The sequence below is a fragment of the Curtobacterium pomorum genome (genome assembly GCF_044497295.1).
Lineage (GTDB): Bacteria > Actinomycetota > Actinomycetes > Actinomycetales > Microbacteriaceae > Curtobacterium.
Genome location: NZ_CP172409.1, coordinates 2,096,732 through 2,114,717 on the forward strand (window position 1 = coordinate 2,096,732; position 17,986 = coordinate 2,114,717).

15 protein-coding genes are annotated in these 17,986 nt (G+C 69.7%); 6 read left to right on the top strand and 9 right to left on the bottom strand.

What is annotated here, in order from left to right:
* Nucleotides 1-20 precede the first annotated feature (20 nt).
* Nucleotides 21-2,345, top strand: a complete 2,325-nt coding sequence (locus ACGH48_RS10090; protein WP_396288410.1) for a RelA/SpoT family protein — start codon at nt 21-23, stop codon at nt 2,343-2,345.
* Here ACGH48_RS10090 and ACGH48_RS10095 read toward each other — a convergent pair.
* The 3 genes from ACGH48_RS10095 to deoC all read right to left on the bottom strand — a co-directional run bounded on the left by ACGH48_RS10095 (nt 2,332) and on the right by deoC (nt 4,912).
* The gene (locus ACGH48_RS10095; protein WP_396288412.1) at nt 2,332-2,976 is read right to left on the bottom strand and encodes a type IV toxin-antitoxin system AbiEi family antitoxin; all 645 of its coding nucleotides are present in this window, start codon (nt 2,974-2,976) and stop codon (nt 2,332-2,334) included. The genes ACGH48_RS10090 and ACGH48_RS10095 overlap by 14 nt on opposite strands.
* Before the next feature lie 113 nt (nt 2,977-3,089).
* Nucleotides 3,090-4,043, bottom strand: coding sequence for an ROK family protein (locus tag ACGH48_RS10100; RefSeq protein ID WP_123312627.1), 954 nt, complete (start codon nt 4,041-4,043; stop codon nt 3,090-3,092).
* Nucleotides 4,044-4,180: 137 nt separating this feature from the next.
* On the bottom strand, nt 4,181-4,912 hold the full coding sequence (gene deoC, locus ACGH48_RS10105) for a deoxyribose-phosphate aldolase (protein ID WP_396288414.1): 732 nt from the start codon (nt 4,910-4,912) through the stop codon (nt 4,181-4,183).
* Between the two features lie 43 nt (nt 4,913-4,955).
* On the opposite strand from deoC, the gene ACGH48_RS10110 reads away from it, so the two are divergent.
* The 4 genes from ACGH48_RS10110 to ACGH48_RS10125 all read left to right on the top strand — a co-directional run bounded on the left by ACGH48_RS10110 (nt 4,956) and on the right by ACGH48_RS10125 (nt 9,154).
* A complete protein-coding gene (locus ACGH48_RS10110; RefSeq protein WP_396288416.1) occupies nt 4,956-6,488 on the top strand; it encodes an SDR family oxidoreductase in 1,533 nt (510 codons plus the stop codon).
* The gene (locus ACGH48_RS10115; protein WP_123312624.1) at nt 6,485-7,069 is read left to right on the top strand and encodes a GDSL-type esterase/lipase family protein; all 585 of its coding nucleotides are present in this window, start codon (nt 6,485-6,487) and stop codon (nt 7,067-7,069) included. Before ACGH48_RS10110 ends, ACGH48_RS10115 begins: the two co-directional genes overlap by 4 nt.
* Nucleotides 7,069-7,503: a DUF6804 family protein gene (locus ACGH48_RS10120; protein ID WP_396288418.1), complete on the top strand. Its 435-nt coding sequence runs from the start codon at nt 7,069-7,071 to the stop codon at nt 7,501-7,503. Before ACGH48_RS10115 ends, ACGH48_RS10120 begins: the two co-directional genes overlap by 1 nt.
* Before the next feature lie 97 nt (nt 7,504-7,600).
* Nucleotides 7,601-9,154: a stealth conserved region 3 domain-containing protein gene (locus ACGH48_RS10125; protein ID WP_340196074.1), complete on the top strand. Its 1,554-nt coding sequence runs from the start codon at nt 7,601-7,603 to the stop codon at nt 9,152-9,154.
* A 257-nt stretch (nt 9,155-9,411) separates the two neighbouring features.
* Here ACGH48_RS10125 and ACGH48_RS10130 read toward each other — a convergent pair whose 3' ends face one another.
* The 5 genes from ACGH48_RS10130 to ACGH48_RS10150 form a co-directional block, all read right to left on the bottom strand.
* Complete coding sequence (locus ACGH48_RS10130) at nt 9,412-10,371, bottom strand: phosphodiesterase (protein WP_222657713.1); 960 nt, start codon at nt 10,369-10,371, stop codon at nt 9,412-9,414.
* Between the two features lie 167 nt (nt 10,372-10,538).
* The gene (locus ACGH48_RS10135) at nt 10,539-12,230 is read right to left on the bottom strand and encodes a ubiquinol-cytochrome c reductase cytochrome b subunit (protein ID WP_123312620.1); all 1,692 of its coding nucleotides are present in this window, start codon (nt 12,228-12,230) and stop codon (nt 10,539-10,541) included.
* Entirely contained in the window at nt 12,230-13,294 is a 1,065-nt protein-coding gene (locus tag ACGH48_RS10140; RefSeq protein ID WP_123312619.1) for a ubiquinol-cytochrome c reductase iron-sulfur subunit, read from the bottom strand. The genes ACGH48_RS10135 and ACGH48_RS10140 overlap by 1 nt, the downstream gene beginning before the upstream one ends.
* Nucleotides 13,295-13,327: 33 nt before the next feature.
* A complete protein-coding gene (locus ACGH48_RS10145) occupies nt 13,328-14,137 on the bottom strand; it encodes a cytochrome c (RefSeq protein ID WP_123312618.1) in 810 nt (269 codons plus the stop codon).
* A gap of 21 nt (nt 14,138-14,158) precedes the next feature.
* On the bottom strand, nt 14,159-14,797 hold the full coding sequence (locus ACGH48_RS10150; RefSeq protein WP_123312617.1) for a heme-copper oxidase subunit III: 639 nt from the start codon (nt 14,795-14,797) through the stop codon (nt 14,159-14,161).
* Nucleotides 14,798-14,867: 70 nt separating this feature from the next.
* On the opposite strand from ACGH48_RS10150, the gene trpD reads away from it, so the two are divergent.
* Nucleotides 14,868-15,923, top strand: a complete 1,056-nt coding sequence (gene trpD, locus ACGH48_RS10155) for an anthranilate phosphoribosyltransferase (RefSeq protein WP_123312616.1) — start codon at nt 14,868-14,870, stop codon at nt 15,921-15,923.
* 505 nt (nt 15,924-16,428) lie between these two features.
* Here the strand turns inward: trpD and glpK are convergent.
* Nucleotides 16,429-17,940: a glycerol kinase GlpK gene (glpK, locus tag ACGH48_RS10160; protein WP_396288422.1), complete on the bottom strand. Its 1,512-nt coding sequence runs from the start codon at nt 17,938-17,940 to the stop codon at nt 16,429-16,431.
* Nucleotides 17,941-17,986 lie beyond the last annotated feature (46 nt).

A 17,986-nucleotide genomic window follows, 5' to 3' on the forward strand; every position in this document is an offset into this window, starting at 1 on the left:
CGAGTCCTGGGAGGCGCATCATGACGGACACCCGCGAAGAGCCGTCTGCGCCGAGTCGCCCCGGCTCCGCACAGCGCCCGACCAGCCCACTCGGCCCGAACACCACGGGCAACCTCGGTTCCCTCCGCTCGCTGCTCCCGCGCCTGTTCTCGCGCGCCCAGCCGGCAGGTGCCGTGGACACCCTGATCCGCACGGTGCGGTCGCACCACCCGAAGGCCGACGTCACCCTCATCGAGCGCGCCTACTCGGTCGCCGAGCGCGCGCACGACGGGCAGAAGCGCAAGTCCGGCGAGCCGTACATCACGCACCCGGTCGCCGTCGCCCAGATCCTCGCCGACCTCGGCATCGGGCCGATCACGATCGCTGCGGCGCTGCTGCACGACACCGTCGAGGACACCGAGTACCAGCTCGACCAGCTGCAGGTCGACTTCGGCGACGAGATCGCCATGCTCGTCGACGGCGTCACGAAGCTCGACAAGGTCAAGTACGGCGACAGCGCCCAGGCCGAGACCGTCCGCAAGATGGTCATCGCGATGTCGAAGGACATCCGCGTGCTCGTCATCAAGCTCGCCGACCGACTGCACAACGCCCGCACCTGGGGCTTCGTCGAGTCCACCTCCGCCACCCGCAAGGCGAAGGAGACGCTCGAGATCTACGCGCCCCTCGCGCACCGGCTCGGCATCCAGATGATCAAGCTCGAGCTCGAGGACCTGTCATTCGCGGTCCTGCACCCAAAGCTCTACGTCGAGATCGACAGCCTGGTCAAGGAACGCCAGCCGAAGCGCGAGCAGTTCGTCCAGAACGTCATCGGCACCCTCAAGAAGGACCTGAAGGCCGCGAAGGTCCGCGGCGAGGTCATGGGGCGGCCGAAGCAGTACTACTCGATCTACCAGAAGATGATCGTGCGGGGTCGCGAGTTCGACGAGATCTACGACCTCGTCGGCATCCGGGTGCTCGTGCCGACGGTGCGCGACTGCTACGCGATGCTCGGCTCGGTGCACGCCCGGTGGACGCCGCTGCCCGGCCGGTTCAAGGACTACATCGCGACGCCGAAGTTCAACCTGTACCAGTCGCTGCACACCAGCGTGCTCGGGCCGCAGGGGCGCCCCGTCGAGATCCAGATCCGCACGCACGAGATGCACCAGCGTGCCGAGTTCGGTGTCGCCGCGCACTGGAAGTACAAGCAGCGCGCTGCCGGCCGCGACGTCGGCACCTCGTCGACCACCGACGACCAGGACATGGCGTGGCTCGCCCACATCACCGACTGGCAGGCGGAGACGAGCGACCCGGGGGAGTTCCTCGACTCCCTCCGCTACGAGATCGGCGCGAAGGAGACCTACGTCTTCACGCCGCAGGGCAAGGTCATCGGACTCCCCGCCGGCGCCACCCCGGTCGACTTCGCGTACGCGGTCCACACCGAGGTCGGGCACCGCACCATGGGCGCCAAGGTCAACGGTCGACTGGTGCCGCTCGAGAGTTCGCTGTCGAGCGGTGACGTCGTCGAGATCTTCACGTCGAAGAACCCCGACTCCGGCCCTTCGCAGGACTGGCTCAAGTTCGTCAAGAGCCCGCGGGCCCGCAACAAGATCAAGCAGTGGTTCACCAAGGAGCGTCGCGAAGAGGCAGTCGAGCAGGGGCGCGACGCCATCGCCCGCGCCGTGCGCAAGCAGAACCTGCCGCTCCAGCGGATCATGAGCCAGGACACCATCGCCGAGGTCGCCTCGTCGATGCGGTACGACGACGTCTCGGCCCTCTACGCCGCGGTCGGCGAAGGGCACGTGTCGACCCAGTCCGTCATCGAGAAGGTCCTGGGCAGCGTCCAGAGCGACACCGAGACCGACGAGCCGGAGCTCACGTTCCCCCGCCAGGTCACGAGCCGCCAGCTCCGCACGAGTGACAGCGGCGTGCTGGTGCGCGGTGCGCCGGACATCCTGGTGAAGCTCGCGAAGTGCTGCACCCCGGTGCCGGGCGACCAGATCGTCGGGTTCATCACCCGCGGCCAGGGCGTCTCGGTGCACCAGTCGTCGTGCACGAACGTCAAGTCCCTGATGAACGAGCCGGACCGGATGATCGAGGTCGAGTGGGCGCCGTCGTCGAAGTCGGTGTTCCTCGTCCAGATCCAGATCGAGGCCCTCGATCGGTCGGGGCTGCTGAGCGACGTCACCCGGGTGCTGACCGACCACCACGTCAACATCCTGTCCGCGACGGTCTCGACCTCGTCCGACCGGCTCGCGCTCAGTCGCTTCGTGTTCGAGATGGGCGACACCATCCACCTCGACCGGGTGCTGAATGCCGTCCGGCGGATCGACGCGGTCTACGACGTCTACCGCGTCAGCGCCGGCTGAGCGGACGGGCAGACCCGTCAGCGCCGGCTGACCGGACGGGCAGACCCGTCACCGACGGCTGAGCCGACAGTCCATCCGGTCGCCGCTCGCTGAGCAGCGCGCGCAGACGACGTTCGGCCTGGCGCACCATCGGGATGGTCCCGAGGGCGCTCAGGCGCTCCCGCAACTCGTCGCCTGTCACCGCACCGATCGCGAGCAACCCGGCGACCGCGTCGATGCGCGACGGGTTCGTCGGTCCGGGCGTGCGCAGCAGGTCGACCGCGGTGCGCGCCGGTGTCGTCACCGTGGTCTGCGCCGATCCCAGCCGGACCACGTCGACGGGCTCGAGCGCCACCTCGCGCAGGTGCAGGGCCGGCCCGGCGGCGATGCGTAGCTGCGGCGGGACGCTCGCCTCGAACGGGTCCGGCGGACGGGACGTCGCGCCCCAGATCCACGCGGCGGTGCGGCCGGCGGCGACCAGCCGGGCATCACCGAGGACCCAGGCGGCTGCGGTCGCTCGGAGCGCCGGGTCCTGCGGGGTCGCGGGTGAGGCCCAGCACGGCCCGACGGGGACCAGCTCGCCGGCCAGCACCGCTGCGCGCAGTTCCGCCTCGGGCCAGTCGTCCGTGGTCAGGAGACGGGAACCGGGCACCTCGTCATCCTGCCGGACACCGGCGCCCCGCCGACACCCCCTGTGGACAGCCCGGACAGCCCGCACACCCGGACGCCCCGGACGCCCCGGACGCCCCGGCGTCAGCGTCAGCGTCAGCGCAGGACGTCGGCGCGGTGCACCAGCGCGGCGGCCCCGATGAGCGGGCCGTCCTGCGACAGCGCCGTCGGCACGATGCGCACCTTCGTCACGAACCCGAACTCGACGCGCTCGGCCACCGCTTCGCGTGCGTACTCGAACAGGTCCGGCGTGACGTGCGAGAACCCGCCGCCGATCGCCACGACCTCGAGGTCCACGAGGCTCGTCGCCGCGGCGATCGCCTGGCCGAGGGCCCGGCCGCTGCGCTTGACCGCCGCGACCGCGATCTCGTCGCCGGCCGCGTACGCCGCCGACAGCTCTTCGCCCGTGGACCCGGCGAACCCCTGCCGCTGCGCCCAGGCGACGGTCTTCGGGCCGCTGGCGATCGCTTCGAGGCAGCCGGTGCCGCCGCAGGCGCACGGGTCGTCGTAGCCGCCGCACTCCACGTGGCCGATGTGCCCGGCGTTGCCGGTCGGGCCGCTGACGGTGCGGCCGTGCAGGATGAGGCCGCCGCCGACGCCCGTCGAGACGATCATGCCCATGACGTGGTCGTACCCCTGGGCCGCCCCGACCCAGTGCTCGGCCAGCGTGATCGCCAGGCCGTCCATGCGCAACGTGACCGGCACGCCCTCGGGCACGAGTGCCGCGATGCGGTCCCGCAGCGGGTGGCCGCGCCACACCGGCATGTTGAGGGGGGAGACCAGGCCGTGCTCCTCGTCGACGGGGCCGGCCGAGCCGACGCCGACGCCGACCAGGGTCGCGTCCGCGGGGACCGTGCCGAGCGCGCTCGTCACGACCTCGTCGACGGCCGCCTGCAGCTCGTCGGACGTGCGCTGCGGCCCCGTGGGGCTGCGGAAACGCGTGCCCGGCAGGACGACGCCCTGGTCGGTGACGAGAGCGGCTTCGACCTTGGTGCCGCCGAGGTCGACGGCGAGAGCGAGGGCGGGGGACTGGGGTGCGGTGCTGGACATGCGCGCTCCGATGCGGCGGTCTGGAGGCCCGGCGCGGCTCCCGGACGCGTCGTCGCGTTCGGTGGGCCCCGGCCTGGCAGGTGGTGGGTCGGTCGGGTCAGGTCGTCGTGCGGTGGATCAGGTCGTGTCGCGGTGGATCAGTAGGAGGTGGTGTCGTCGCCCTGCGACGACGCGACCCCGGTCTCGACGCGGTGCGCGACCTCGTCGAGGATGCGCGCTGAGGCGCTCGTGCCGATGCGGTTCGCTCCCGCGTCCACCATCTCGAGCAGGGTGTCGAGCCCGCGGACGCCGCCCGAGGCCTTCACCCCGGTGTCGGCACCGACGGTGCGGCGCATCAGGGCGATGTGCTCGGTCGTCGCTCCGCCGCCGGCGAACCCGGTGGAGGTCTTCACGAACGCGGCACCCGCCGACTGCGCGGCACGCGACGCCGCGACGATCTCGTCGTCGGTCAGGAACGCGGTCTCGAGGATCACCTTGACGACGGTGGACCCGGCGGCGTCGACCACCGCGCGGACGTCCTGCTCGACCCGCTCCCAGTCGCCGGACTTCGCGGCACCGATGTTCTGCACCATGTCGAGCTCGAAGGCACCGTCGGCCAGCGCCTGCAGCGACTCGGCGACCTTGGCCGCCGTGGACGTGGTGCCGTGCGGGAAGCCGATGACCGTGCCGACGCCGACGCCGGTGCCCTGCAGGCGCTCGACGGCGTACGCCACGTCGCTCGGCCGGACGCACACGCTGAAGACCCGGTACGCGGCGGCTTCGTCGAGCTGGGCGTCGACGTCCGAGCGGGTGAGCTCGGGCTTCAGGATCGCGTGGTCGATGAGGCCGCGGACGGCATCGGCGGTGACGGGGAAGGCTGCGTTGTCCACCCGGCAAGCCTACCCGTCAGGCGTGCCGCGTAGCGTTCGGGGCATGCAGGTCCTCGTCACCGGCGCCACCGGGTACATCGGCGGTCGTCTCGTCCCCCGTCTCCTCGAAGCCGGACACTCCGTGCGCGTGTTCGTGCGCAACCCCCGCAAGCTCCAGGACGTCCCGTGGAGCAGCGACGTCGACATCGCCGAAGGGGACCTGCAGGACGCCGACGCGGTCCGTGCCGCGGCCGACGGCGTCGAGGCCGTGTACTACCTCGCCCACGCGATGGGCGCCGACGGCGACTTCGAGTCCGCCGAACGCCAGGCCGCCGAGACGATGGCACACGAGGCGAAGCGCGCCGGTGTCAGCCGGTTCGTCTACCTGGGCGGGCTGCACCCCGACGGCGACCTGTCGAAGCACCTGCGCAGCCGCAAGGAGGTGGGGGAGATCCTGCTCGGATCGGGCGTGCCGACCGTCGCCTACCAGGCGGGTGTCGTCATCGGGTCCGGCAGCACCTCGTTCGAGATGATCCGGCACCTGACCGACGTCCTGCCCTGGATGCCGGCACCGCGGTGGGTGCGCAACCGCATCCAGCCGATCGCCGTACGCGACGTCCTCTACTACCTGGTCGCGGCGCTCGACGTGCCAGCAGACGTCAACCGCACCTTCGACATCGGCGGTCCGGACGTGCTCCGCTACGGCCAGATGCTCAACGGCTACGCGGTCGAGGCGAAGCTCCGGCAGCGCCCCATCACGGTCCTGCCGGTGCTCACCCCGCGACTCGCGGCGCACTGGTTCAACGCCGTCACTCCGATCCCGCGCAAGCTCGCGACCCCGATCATCGAGTCGCTGCAGTTCGAGTGCGTCCAGCGCGAGCACGACATCGACGACGTCGTGCCGCAGCCCGAGGGTGGGCTCACCTCGTACCGCCGAGCCGTCCGCCTCGCCCTGAACAAGATGCGCTCGGGCCAGGTCGAGACGAGCTGGCGGAGCGCCACGCTGTCGAGTGCCTCGGCGGACCCGATGCCGAACGACCCGGACTGGGCCGGCCACACCGTCTACGTCGACGACCGGAAGCGGCACTCGAGTGCCTCGGCCGAGGACGTCTGGCGCGTCGTCGAGTCGATCGGCGGCGAGAACGGCTGGTACTCGTTCCCGCTGGCCTGGGTCGCGCGTGGCTGGATGGACAAGGTCGCCGGCGGTGTCGGGCTCAGCCGTGGGCGCCGTGACCAGGACCGGCTCGAGCAGGGCGATGCGCTCGACTGGTGGCGCGTCGAACGACTCGAGCGCGGCCGGTACCTGCGGCTCCGGGCAGAGTTCAAGTCCCCGGGACGCGCCTGGCTCGAGATGACCGTCACCCCGAACCCCGAGGGCGGCAGCGACTACCACCAGCGGGCGATCTACTTCCCGCAGGGCCTCCCCGGACGCCTGTACTGGTACGGGATCCTGCCCTTCCACGGGATCATCTTCCCCGGCATGGTCGAACGCATCACCGCGGCCGCCGAGCGCGAGTCGGACAACACCGAGTCGACGCAGCGCAACCGGACCCAGCACAATGGGAGTCCGGAACCGGCGAACGAGGAGGCAGCATGACCGAGGAACGCAGTCCCGTCCTGTTCCTGGGCGACAGCATCACGGCCCAGGGGTCGTGGGACACCTGGCTCCCCGACGAGCACACGCTGAACCAGGGCGTCAGCGGCGACACGACCGACGGCGTGCTCGCGCGCCTCGAGGCCGTCGTCGCCGAACAGCCCGAGGTGATCGTGCTGCTGATCGGCACGAACGACTTCGGCAACCACCGGGCGAGCGCCGAACACGTCGTCCGCAACGTCGAGACCATCCTCGTCACGCTCCGGCGCGAGCTGCCGGGCGTGCGCCTGCTGCTCGTCTCCGTCCTGCCGCGCCAGGCCGAGTACACGACGAAGATCGAGGAGGCGAACCGGCACCTGCGCCAGTTCGTCGCGACCTGCCACGCGCAGTACCTCGACGCCTGGCCCGCGCTGGCCGACGGCGACCACCTCGACGACCGCTTCACCGACGACGGACTGCACCTCACCGACGAGGGCTACCGGGCGTACCTCGGCGAGCTGGTCCCCGCGCTCGAACGTGTGCGGGGTCTCCCACCCATGTCCCGGTCCTTCACGGCCATCGACCTCGACGAGGCCCCCGCCTGATGGCTGCCCGCAAGGGGCGACCCCCGGTGGGGTCGTCGCAGCACGGCGTGCCCGCCGCCCCGGTCCGACCGTCCGCGGGCGCGACGAGCACCCGTGCGACCCCCGGGTTCACCCGGCCGGCGCTCGCGCCGTCGCTCATCGCCGCGATCGTCCTGCTCGCCTGCGTGGCGATCATCGACTCGTCCGGATTCGTCTTCGCCCGGTGGGGCGTCACGGTCCTCGCCCTCATCGTGCTGGTCTTCGCCGTCCGCGGGAAGACGTGGTGGGCTGCGCTGCTCATGGCCGCCGTCGCCGTCTGCTGGAACCCCCTGGTCACGGTGCCGATCCCCGGCCAGGTGTGGGCGGCCCTGCAGATCCTGGTCGCCGCGCTGTTCATCGTCGTGGGCATCGCCGTCAAGGTGCCGCGCGAGGCGGACGCTCCCCGGGCCTCCTGAACGGCTCGGGTGGCCGCCTGCGGAACCGAGCGGGCGGGCGGACGGTAGGATCGCAGGGTCGGGTACAGGACCCGGCAGCGCGACCCGAAGGGCATGGATGAACGACGAGACCGAGCCGGTGACCGAGAGTCCTCTGCTGAACCCTCGACCGTCCTCCGGCGGTCTCGACCGGCCCGACGTCGTCGTCCGCAAGGGGCGCCTGACGCTGCTCAACGGCCACCTGACGCCGCAGCAGTCGATGATCGAGGACCTGCTGTTCCTCGACGACGCGCTCACCGAGGCCGACGTCGACCACCTGCTCATCCGCGGCAACGACGAGCGTCCGGTCATCGCGATCGACGAGCGCGACCGGCAACGTGCGGAGAGTGCCGTGATGGCCGCCGCCGTCAACGAGCCCTTCTACGCGAAGCCGCCGGGTCAGCCTGCCGTGCTCGTGCAGGACGACGGGCTCGGGCCAGTCGACGAACCGGTGCTGCGTGTGTTCCGTCCGCGCCTCGAGCCGCTCGGCCGTCTGCGCTACGGCGCCGAGACGAGCGTCCAGCTCGAGTTCTGGCGACTCACCGACACCGAGGTGCTCGCACCCGTCGAGAACGCCCTGATGCGCCGCAGCCTGCCGGTCGAGGAGTTCGTGCTCGTCGACATCGAGCGCTACGGCCGCACCTGGCGCACCGTCGAGCACATGTTCGACGACCACGTCTCCGACATCCGGTTCCCGATCGACATCGTCTTCTCGTGGGTCGACGGCAACGCCATCGAGTACCAGCGCGCCCGCCAGGCAGCGCAGGCCACGGCCGTCCTGGGCGAGGGCGATGACGCCCCCGCCCGCTTCCGGCAGATCGACGAGCTGAAGTACGCGCTGCGTTCCGTGCACACGTTCGCACCGTGGATCCGTCAGATCTACATCGCCACCGACTCGCCCGCGCCGCACTGGCTCGCCGACCACCCCAAGGTCCGCATCGTGCGCAGCGAGGAGTTCTTCGCCGACCCGTCCGTGCTGCCGACGCACAACTCCCAGGCCGTCGAGTCGCAGCTGCACCACATCCCGGGCATCAGCGAGCACTTCATCTACTCGAACGACGACATGTTCTTCGGCCGCACCGTCGACCCGTCGGTGTTCTTCAGCCCGGGGTCGGTGACGAAGTTCATCCTCGCCACCACCCGCATCGGGCTCGGCGTGAACAACGCCGCGCGCAGCGGGTTCGAGAACTCGGCGCGCGTGAACCGCCGGCTGTTGCAGCAGCGGTTCGGTGCGGTCACCACGCGGCACCTCGAGCACGCGCCCACGCCGCTCCGAGCGTCGATCATGACGGAGATGGAGCACGAGTTCGCCGACGAGTTCCGCGCCACGGCGGCGTCGCGCTTCCGCGCCGCCGAGAACATCTCGGTGACGAACTCGCTGTACCACTACTACTCGTTGCTCACCGGCCGGGCGATCGTGCAGGAGAACGCGGACGTCCGCTACATCGACACCACGATGCAGTCCGGGCTGCGGTCCCTCGACGAGCTGCTGAAGAAGCGGAACGCGGACTTCTTCTGCCTGAACGACGGCAGCTTCCCCGAGGTCAGCGACGAGGAGCGCACGCAGCGCGTCACGGACTTCCTCGAGCGCTACTTCCCCTTCCCCGCGCCGTGGGAGCGTCCCGGCGCTTAGGACGCGCCAGCGTCCTGCCGGGGCGCTCCGGGCGAGCCTGCGAGCCCGGCGCCGAGACCCGGCCTCGCGCTCCGGGCGAGCACGCCGCCGACCCTCGCCACGCGCCGTGGTCGCGACCACAGCCGGACGGGAGGCCCGGAGCGGCCCCGCCACGCGCCTCCCGTCCGCCTCGGGCGCACGCCCCTCGCACATGGTGAACAGGAATGGTCGGGTCCCCAGACGGGACCCGACCATTCCTGTTCACGAAGTGCGGCGGCCTACCGGTGGATGGGGGAGACCGGCACCGAGTCGAGCGTGAAGACGGGGATGCTCGAGGTGACCGGAGCCGGTTCGACCGCGGGCGGGATCGTGACGCCGTGCGCTGCGAGGCGGGCCTCGGTCTCGACCGCCGACACCGGTTCACCGACCGTGGAGTAGTGCCCGATCGGGACGACCGAGTGCACGACGTTGCGACCGTAGACGTGCACCAGGTTGAACGACTGTGCGCCGTCGCGCCCGCGGGTGCCGCCCTGGAACTCGGTGAGGTCCTGCGTGTAGCAGGTGGCGCTGGCCACCGACACGGGGATGCCCGCGAAGACCGCGCTCGTCGAGTAGTGCAGGTGCCCGGCGATGATGGCCAGGACGTCACTGCCCTCGACGACCTCGGCCAGGGCCTGCTGGTCGCGGAGCTCGACGAGGACGGTCAGGTCCTGCACGCTCGGGACGGGCGGGTGGTGCATCGCCAGGATGGTGCCGTGCGGCGCCGCCTCGGAGAGGACCTCGGCGAGCCAGTCGAGCTGCTCGGGGGAGACCTCACCGTGGTGGCGGCCTGGGACGCTCGTGTCGAGGGTGATGACCCGCAGACCGTTGACGTCGTAGACGAAGTCGACCGGGCGGTCGGTGGGCTGGAGGCCGAAGAGTTCCTGGCGGAAGGCGCCGCGCTCGTCGTGGTTGCCCATCGCCCAGATGACCTGCGCGCCGATCCGGCGGGCGGCCGGCTCGACGATCTCGCGGACGCGGGCGTAGGCGCCCGGTTCGCCCTTGTCGGCCACGTCGCCCGTGACGACGATCGCCTCGGGCCGGGTTCCGGATGCTTCGATGTCCGCGACGATCTCGGTGAGCCGTGCGGCGGAGTCGACTCCGCCGTACAGATCACCGTCGCCGGAGACGAGGTGGGTGTCGCTGAGGTGGAGGAGGAAGTGGTTCGGCCTGGGGTGTTCGGCCGTCCGGCTGTCCATCGGGGTCTCATTCCGTTGGCGGATGCGTGGTGCAACACGTTGCCACACCGTCCTGGACGAGTCCAGCACGTGTCGGTGAACCAGCCGTGAACTGGGGGCGGCGTGTTGCCCCACACACGAGGAAACCCCCGCCACATCGTGACGGGGGTTTTCTCGTGTGCCTCGGATCAGTGATCCCCGGGGCCGACCTGCGGAGCCTGGTGGCCTCCCGCGAGGTCCGGGCCGTGGTGGGCGGCGTGCGCTGCCTCGAGCTCGGCCTTCGACACCGGTTCGATGCGGTCCTCGAAGAAGAAGCGGGAGATGCTCGCACGGGCCTTCTGGACCACGGTGATCTGCCCCTTGGCGTTCGGGCGGATCATGAGCGGCTTGTACTCGTTGAACTGCAGGAGCTTCCACCGCTCGTACTCGTCGAGCTGCTCGTGCACCTCGATGTACTCACCGTGGGGGAGTCGGACGATGCGACCGGACTCGTAGCCGTGCAGGACGATCTCGCGGTCCTTCTTCTGGAGTGCGAGGCACACGCGCTTCGTGATCCAGAAGGCGACGAACGGGCCGAGGACCGTCGTGGCCTGGATCACGTGGATCACGTGTTCGATCGACACCAGGAAGTGGGTCGCGATGATGTCCGACGACGCCGCAGCCCAGAGGCTGGCGTAGAGCGTGATGCCGGCGGCACCGATCGCCGTGCGGGTCGGGGCGTTGCGCGGGCGATCCAGGATGTGGTGCTCGCGCTTGTCGCCGGTGATCCACGACTCGAGGAACGGGTACAGCAGGATCGCGAGGATGAGCAGTACCAGGACCGCGATCGGCGCCAGGATGTTGAACGACACCGTGTAGCCGAACCACACGACCTCCCAGTGCGGCGGCACCAGACGCAGTGCGCCGTCGGCGAAGCCGATGTACCAGTCGGGCTGGGTACCGGCGGAGACCGGCGAGGGGTCGTACGGGCCGTAGTTCCAGATCGGGTTGATCGTGAACATCGAGGCGATGAGGGCGATGATGCCCGCGACGATGAAGAAGAACCCACCGGCCTTGGCGGCGAACGCCGGGAGGATCGGGACACCGACGACGTTGTCGTTGGTCTTGCCCGGTCCGGCGAACTGGGTGTGCTTGTTGATGACGACGAGCACGAGGTGGACACCGAGCACCGCGACGAGGATCGCCGGCAGCAGCAGGATGTGCAGCGTGTAGAGGCGGCCGACGATGTCGGTCCCCGGGAACTCGCCACCGAAGAGGAGGTAGGCGATCCAGACGCCGATCACCGGGACACCCTCGATCATGCCGACGATGATCCGCAGCCCGTTGCCGGAGAGCAGGTCGTCGGGGAGCGAGTAGCCGGTGAAGCCCTCACCCATGGCGAGGACCCACAGCAGGAAGCCGAAGACCCAGTTGAGCTCACGCGGCTTGCGGAAGGCACCGGTGAAGAACACGCGGGCCATGTGCAGCATGATCGACGCCACGAACAGCAGGGCTGCCCAGTGGTGGACCTGGCGGACGAACAGCCCGCCGCGGATGTCGAACGAGATGTCCAGCGTGGACTGCAGGGCCGTCGACATCTCGACGCCCTTGAGCGGGACGTACGAGCCGTTGTAGACGACCTCGGCCATGGAGGCCTGGAAGAAGAACGTCAGGAACGTACCGGAGAGCAGGACGACGACGAAGCTGTACAGCGCCACCTCGCCGAGCATGAAGCTCCAGTGGTCCGGGAAGATCTTCCGGCCGACTTCCTTGACGAGCCCCGAGATGCTGGTGCGCTCGTCGATGTAGTTGGCGACCCCGCCGATGATGCGGGATCCGCGCTCCGGAGCCGGCTTGTTCGCCGTGCTGCTCGGTGCCGTGGTGGTGGGGGTGCTGGTCATCAGCGTTCACGCTCCCAGAAGGACGGTCCGACCGGCTCGTGGAAGTCGCTCTGGGCAACCAGGTAGCCGTCGTCGTCGATCGCGATCGGAAGTTGGGGGAGGGGGCGTGCGGCCGGACCGAAGATGACCTCGCAGTTGTTCGAGACATCGAAGGTGGACTGGTGGCACGGGCACAGCAGGTGGTGCGTCTGCTGCTCGTAGAGCGCGACCGGGCATCCGACGTGGGTGCAGATCTTGGAGTACGCGACGATGCCGTCGTAGCCCCAGTTCTCGTGGCCCTTGGCGGGGTTGAGGTCCTTCGGGTCGAGACGCATGAGGAGGACGGAGGCCTTGGCCTTCTCTTCCAGCATGTGCTCGGAGTCGAGCATGCCGTCCGGGATGACGTGGAACACCGAACCGATGGTCACGTCGGAGGCCTTGATCGGCAGACCCGTCGGGTCCTTCGTCAGGCGCAGGCCCTGCTTCCAGAAGGTGTGGCGCAGGAGCTCGTTCGGGTCCTCGGCCGGAGCGAGGTCGCGGACCAGGACGATGCCCGGCAGCGGGAACGCAGCCAGCGCGCCGATCATCGAGTTGCGGATCAGCTTGCGTCGGCTGAAGCCGGACTCCTTGTCGGCCAGCTGGAAGGCCTCGACGGCCTTGGCGCGGGTCGCGTCGGTGCCGCGGGTGCCGTGGCGGAGCTCGGTGATCTCGCGGTCGACGACGAGCGACTTCGACCAGTAGACCGCACCGAGGCCCAGCGCGATGAGTGCGAGGGCGATCGACAGGCCGAGGAAGAGGTTCGCGGTGCGGACCGTCCCAAAGTCGTTCGAGTCGATCGGGAAGGCGACGTAGGCCGCGATCGAGAGGACGCTGCCGACGATCGAGAGGTAGAAGAAGGTCGCGACCTGGCGCTCGGCCAGACGCTGCTTCTTCGGGTCGACGTCGGTGCGGCGCGCGCGGTGCGGCGGCTCACCCGGGTTCTCGAACGGGTCGGTGGGCAGCACCGCGATCCCGGGGGAGGTGGTCGTGCCGTGCTTCTCGACAGCCGAGGACGAGTTCAGCGTCTCGTCGTCGTGCTCTGCCATGGTGTTCCCTTCAGTGTCGTTCGACACGGACGATCAGTTGGACTTCGCGGTCAGCCAGACGGTCATCGCAACGACCGCGCCGAGTCCGAAGATCCAGATGAACAGACCCTCGGCCACCGGGCCCAGGGAGCCGAGTGCGAACCCGCCGGGCGACTTGTTGTCCTGCACGTACTTGAGGTACGTGATGATGTCGGCCTTCTGCTCCGGCGTGAGGTTGAGGTCGTTGAAGACCGGCATGTTCTGCGGGCCGGTCTGCATGGCCTCGTAGATGTGCTTGCCGGAGACCGTCGACAGGTTCGGGGCGTACTTGCCCTCGGTCAGAGCGCCGCCAGCGCCGGCCACGTTGTGGCACATGGCGCAGTTGATGCGGAAGAGCTCTGCGCCTTCGGCCGCGTCGCCGTCCTCACCGTTGGTGAGCTCGGTCGAGGGGACGGCCGGGCCGGGGCCCAGCGAGGCGACGTACTCGGCGAGGGCGTCGACCTGCTCGTCCGTGAACTGCGCGGGCTTCTCTTCGGCCTGCGGGCCCTGGGCGGCCATCGGCATGCGGCCGGTGCCGACCTGGAAGTCGACCGAGGCGGCGCCGACGCCGATGAGGGACGGACCCTCGCTCGTGCCCTGGGCGGAGAGGCCGTGGCAGGTCGCGCAGTTCGAGGCGAAGAGCTTCTGGCCCTCGTTCACCTTCGACTGGCTGGTCGCTGCGACGGTGGTCGTGCTGTCGTCCGCGTTCGCCGTGGAGCTGAACAGCGCGTACGCACCGCCGGTGGTCATGAGACCCACGACGATGAGCGAGACGGTCGCCATCGGAGAGCGGCGGCCCTTCTTGGACTTGGTTCTGTTGAACATGTGCTGGGGGGTGTCCAGTTCCTACTTGAGAAGGTAGATGACGGCGAAGAGGAAGATCCACACGACGTCGACGAAGTGCCAGTAGTACGACACGACGATGGCGGTGGTCGCTTCCTTGTGACCGAAGTTCTTCGCGGCGAAGCCGCGGCCGAGCGTCAGCAGGAAGGCGATGAGGCCACCCGTGACGTGGAGGCCGTGGAACCCGGTCGTCATGTAGAAGGCCGAGCCGTAGGCGCTCGAGGAGAGCGTGACGCCCTCGTGCCAGAGGTTGGCGTACTCGAAGATCTGGCCGCAGACGAAGATCGCGCCCATCGCGTAGGTGACGAAGAACCACTCCGTCATGCCCCAGTGGCGCGGGTTCCAGCTCGTGCGGTGCACCTGGAAGCGCTCCGCTGCGAACACCGCGAACTGGCACGCGAAGCTGGACAGCACCAGGATGATCGTGTTCACCGAGGCGAACGGCACCTCGAGCTTGGAGGTTTCGGCCGCCCAGAGCTCGGGGGACGTGCTGCGCAGCGTGAAGTAGATCGCGAACAGGCCGGCGAAGAACATGACCTCGCTGCCCAGCCACACGATCGTCCCCACGGCAACGGCGTTCGGCCTGTTCAGGGCCGGACCGCTGGCGGATCGGGAGAGAGAGGTGCTAGTCACGTCCTCCATTATGGCCGAAACCCCCGACAGTGTTTTCGCAGGAGACTGGCGGGTCTCTCGAATTCACTACGATCGAGCCATGCCTGACGCACTCTCTTGGCCTGCAGTGATCAGCGCGCTCATGGCGCGCGAGGACCTGACGATCAGGCAATCCACATGGGCCATGGAGGAGATCGTGCACGGGCGCGCCACCCAGGCGCAGATCGCCGCGTTCGCCGTGACCCTCCGAGCGAAGGGCGAGACCGTCGACGAGGTCGTCGGGTTCCGCGACGCGATCCTCGACGCCGCGGTTCCGCTGGACGTCGACCCGATGGCCCTCGACATCGTCGGCACCGGCGGTGACGTCGTCGGCACCGTGAACGTGTCGACGATGGCCGCGATCGTCATCGCCGCCGCCGGGGTGCCGGTCGTCAAGCACGGCAACAAGGCCAGCTCCTCGAAGTCCGGGTCGAGCGACGTGCTCGCTGCACTCGGCCTCGATCTCACGATGGACGCCGCGCGTGTCGCGGACACCTTCCGGCGTGTCGGACTGACCTTCGCGTTCGCCAACGCGTTCCACCCCGGCTTCGCCCACGCCGGGCCGGTCCGGCGCGAGATCGGCGTGCCGACGGTCTTCAACTTCCTCGGGCCGCTCGTCAACCCCGCACGGTGCGAGGCCAACGCCGTCGGAGTGGCCCAGCTCGAGCTCGTGCCGATCATCACGGGCGTGTTCCAGACCCGCGGCGCGACCGCCCTGGTGTTCCGCGGTGACGACGGTCTCGACGAGCTCACGACCACCGGGCACAGCCACATCTGGGAGGTCACCGGCGGGCGCATCACCGAGCACGACCTCGACCCGCGTGACCTCGGCATCGCCCGCGCCCGCACGGAAGACCTGCTCGGTGGCGACCCGGAGCACAACGCCGGCGTCGTGCACCGCGTCCTGGCGGGGGAGACCGGCCCGGTCCGCGACATCGTGCTCCTGAACGCCGCCGCCGGCCTGGTGTCCTTCCGTCTCGCGCAGGACCCGGCACAGTCCGACCGCCCGATCCTGCAGCGGTTCCGGGAGCAGCTCGCGGTGGCCGCCGAGGCGATCGACTCCGGCGCCGGCGCCCGCAAGCTGGCTGATTGGGTCGGCGAAGCTCCCGCCGCGTAGTCCACGCCGCCCCGCGCACCGTGCGGGGTGCGTCACCCGGTGCGAGCCTGGCGGCTCGGTGCGGCGCCACGAGCGCGCACCCGGCGGTCACCGCTGCACCCGGCGAACAAATCCGCACCGTGCCGTGCTGGCAACCCCGTGCCGGACGGGAGGCCCGTTGCGGGGCCGCCCCGCGCCTCCAGTCCGCACCGTGCGCGGTCCGCAGTCCCGCGCCGCTTCCGCGCGAGCCGCACCGTGCGGGGTGCGTCACCCGGTGCGAGCCTGGCGGCTCGGTGCGCCGCCACGAGCGCGCACCAGGCGGTCACCGCTGCACCCGGCGAACGGACCCGCACCGTGCCGTGCCCGCAACAACCCCACCACCCAGCACCCCGCCACCCGCCGACCGGACCCCGCGACCGACGCGGGGGAGACGCAACCGACGGGAGGCCCGGTGCCGGTTCCAGGAACCGGCACCGGGCCTCCCGTCGGTGCGTTCAATGCACGCGGTCAGCGTGCGCCCGCGTCGTTACTGGACGTCCTCGTCGACCCAGTCGAAGGTCTTCGTGACGGCCTTCTTCCAGAGGCGGAGCGTGCGCTCGCGCTCCGCGGCGTCGAGCTGCGGCTCCCAGCGCTTGTCCTCCTGCCAGTTGGCACGGAGCTCGTCGAGGTTGGCCCAGAAGCCGACCGCGAGACCGGCCGCGTAGGCCGCGCCGAGCGCCGTCGTCTCGGCGACGACCGGACGCACCACCGGCACGTTGAGGATGTCGGCCTGGAACTGCATGAGCTCGTTGTTGGCGGTCATGCCGCCGTCCACCTTGAGCTCCGTCAGGTCCACGCCCGAGTCGGCGTTGACGGCGTCGAGGACCTCGCGGGTCTGCAGCGCCGTCGCCTCGAGGGCCGCACGTGCGATGTGCCCCTTGTTGACGTAGCGGGTCAGGCCGACGATGGCACCGCGGGCATCCGGACGCCAGTACGGCGCGAACAGCCCGGAGAACGCCGGCACGAAGTACACGCCGCCGTTGTCCTCGACGGTCTTGGCGAGTGCCTCGACCTCCGGGGCACTGCCGATGAGACCGAGGTTGTCACGGAGCCACTGGATGAGCGAACCCGTGACGGCGATCGAGCCCTCGAGTGCGTAGTGCGTCTCCTGGTCGCCGAGCTTGTAGCCGACGGTGGTGAGCAGGCCGTTCTCGGAGCGGACGATCTCGGTACCGGTGTTGAAGATGAGGAAGTTGCCGGTGCCGTAGGTGTTCTTCGACTCGCCCTGGTCGAACGCAGCCTGGCCGAAGGTCGCGGCCTGCTGGTCGCCGAGGATGCCTGCGATCGGGACCTCGCGGAGCAGGTTGGACGACTCGACGTGGCCGTAGACCTCGGAGGAGCTGACGATCTCGGGGAGCATCGACTTCGGCACACCGAAGTCGGCGAGGATGTCGTCGCGCCACTGGAGCGTCTCGAGGTCCATGAACAGCGTGCGGGACGCGTTCGTGACGTCGGTCTTGTGGACGCCGCCGTCGACGCCACCGGTCAGGTTCCAGAGGACCCAGGTGTCGGTGGTGCCGAAGAGCAGGTCCCCGGCCTCGGCCTTCTCACGCGCACCCTCGACGTTCTCGAGGATCCACACGATCTTGGTGCCGGCGAAGTACGTCGCGAGCGGGAGGCCGACGATGGCCTTGTAGCGGTCGGTGTCCCCGTCGGCGAGCTTGTCGACGATCGACTGCGTGCGGGTGTCCTGCCAGACGATCGCGTTGTAGATCGGCTTGCCGGTGGTCTTGTCCCAGACGACGGCGGTCTCGCGCTGGTTCGTGATGCCCACGGCGGCGACGTCGTGACGCGTGATGTCGGCACGCGACAGTGCCTGACCGATCACCTCGCGGGTGTTGTCCCAGATCTCGGCGGGGTCGTGCTCGACCCATCCGGCGCGCGGGAAGATCTGCTCGTGTTCCTTCTGCCCGGTCGAGATGATCGAGCCGGAGTGATCGAAGACGATCGCTCGGGTGGAGGTCGTGCCCTGGTCGATGGCGACGATGTAGTCGGCCATTGGTGCTCCTTACGGGTGTTCGGTGCGGTGAGCGGCCCGTGCGGAC

Excerpts from the sequence above, each read along its gene's own strand:
- ACGH48_RS10140 (WP_123312619.1), bottom strand. The coding sequence starts at position 13,294 with ATGGCAGAGCACGACGACGAGACGCTGAACTCGTCCTCGGCTGTCGAG.
- ACGH48_RS10125 (WP_340196074.1), top strand. The coding sequence starts at position 7,601 with ATGAACGACGAGACCGAGCCGGTGACCGAGAGTCCTCTGCTGAACCCT.
- trpD (WP_123312616.1), top strand. The coding sequence starts at position 14,868 with ATGCCTGACGCACTCTCTTGGCCTGCAGTGATCAGCGCGCTCATGGCG.
- ACGH48_RS10090 (WP_396288410.1), top strand. The coding sequence starts at position 21 with ATGACGGACACCCGCGAAGAGCCGTCTGCGCCGAGTCGCCCCGGCTCC.
- ACGH48_RS10110 (WP_396288416.1), top strand. The coding sequence starts at position 4,956 with ATGCAGGTCCTCGTCACCGGCGCCACCGGGTACATCGGCGGTCGTCTC.
- ACGH48_RS10145 (WP_123312618.1), bottom strand. The coding sequence starts at position 14,137 with ATGTTCAACAGAACCAAGTCCAAGAAGGGCCGCCGCTCTCCGATGGCG.
- glpK (WP_396288422.1), bottom strand. The coding sequence starts at position 17,940 with ATGGCCGACTACATCGTCGCCATCGACCAGGGCACGACCTCCACCCGA.
- ACGH48_RS10135 (WP_123312620.1), bottom strand. The coding sequence starts at position 12,230 with ATGACCAGCACCCCCACCACCACGGCACCGAGCAGCACGGCGAACAAG.
- ACGH48_RS10150 (WP_123312617.1), bottom strand. The coding sequence starts at position 14,797 with ATGGAGGACGTGACTAGCACCTCTCTCTCCCGATCCGCCAGCGGTCCG.
- ACGH48_RS10115 (WP_123312624.1), top strand. The coding sequence starts at position 6,485 with ATGACCGAGGAACGCAGTCCCGTCCTGTTCCTGGGCGACAGCATCACG.
- ACGH48_RS10100 (WP_123312627.1), bottom strand. The coding sequence starts at position 4,043 with ATGTCCAGCACCGCACCCCAGTCCCCCGCCCTCGCTCTCGCCGTCGAC.
- ACGH48_RS10130 (WP_222657713.1), bottom strand. The coding sequence starts at position 10,371 with ATGGACAGCCGGACGGCCGAACACCCCAGGCCGAACCACTTCCTCCTC.
- ACGH48_RS10120 (WP_396288418.1), top strand. The coding sequence starts at position 7,069 with ATGGCTGCCCGCAAGGGGCGACCCCCGGTGGGGTCGTCGCAGCACGGC.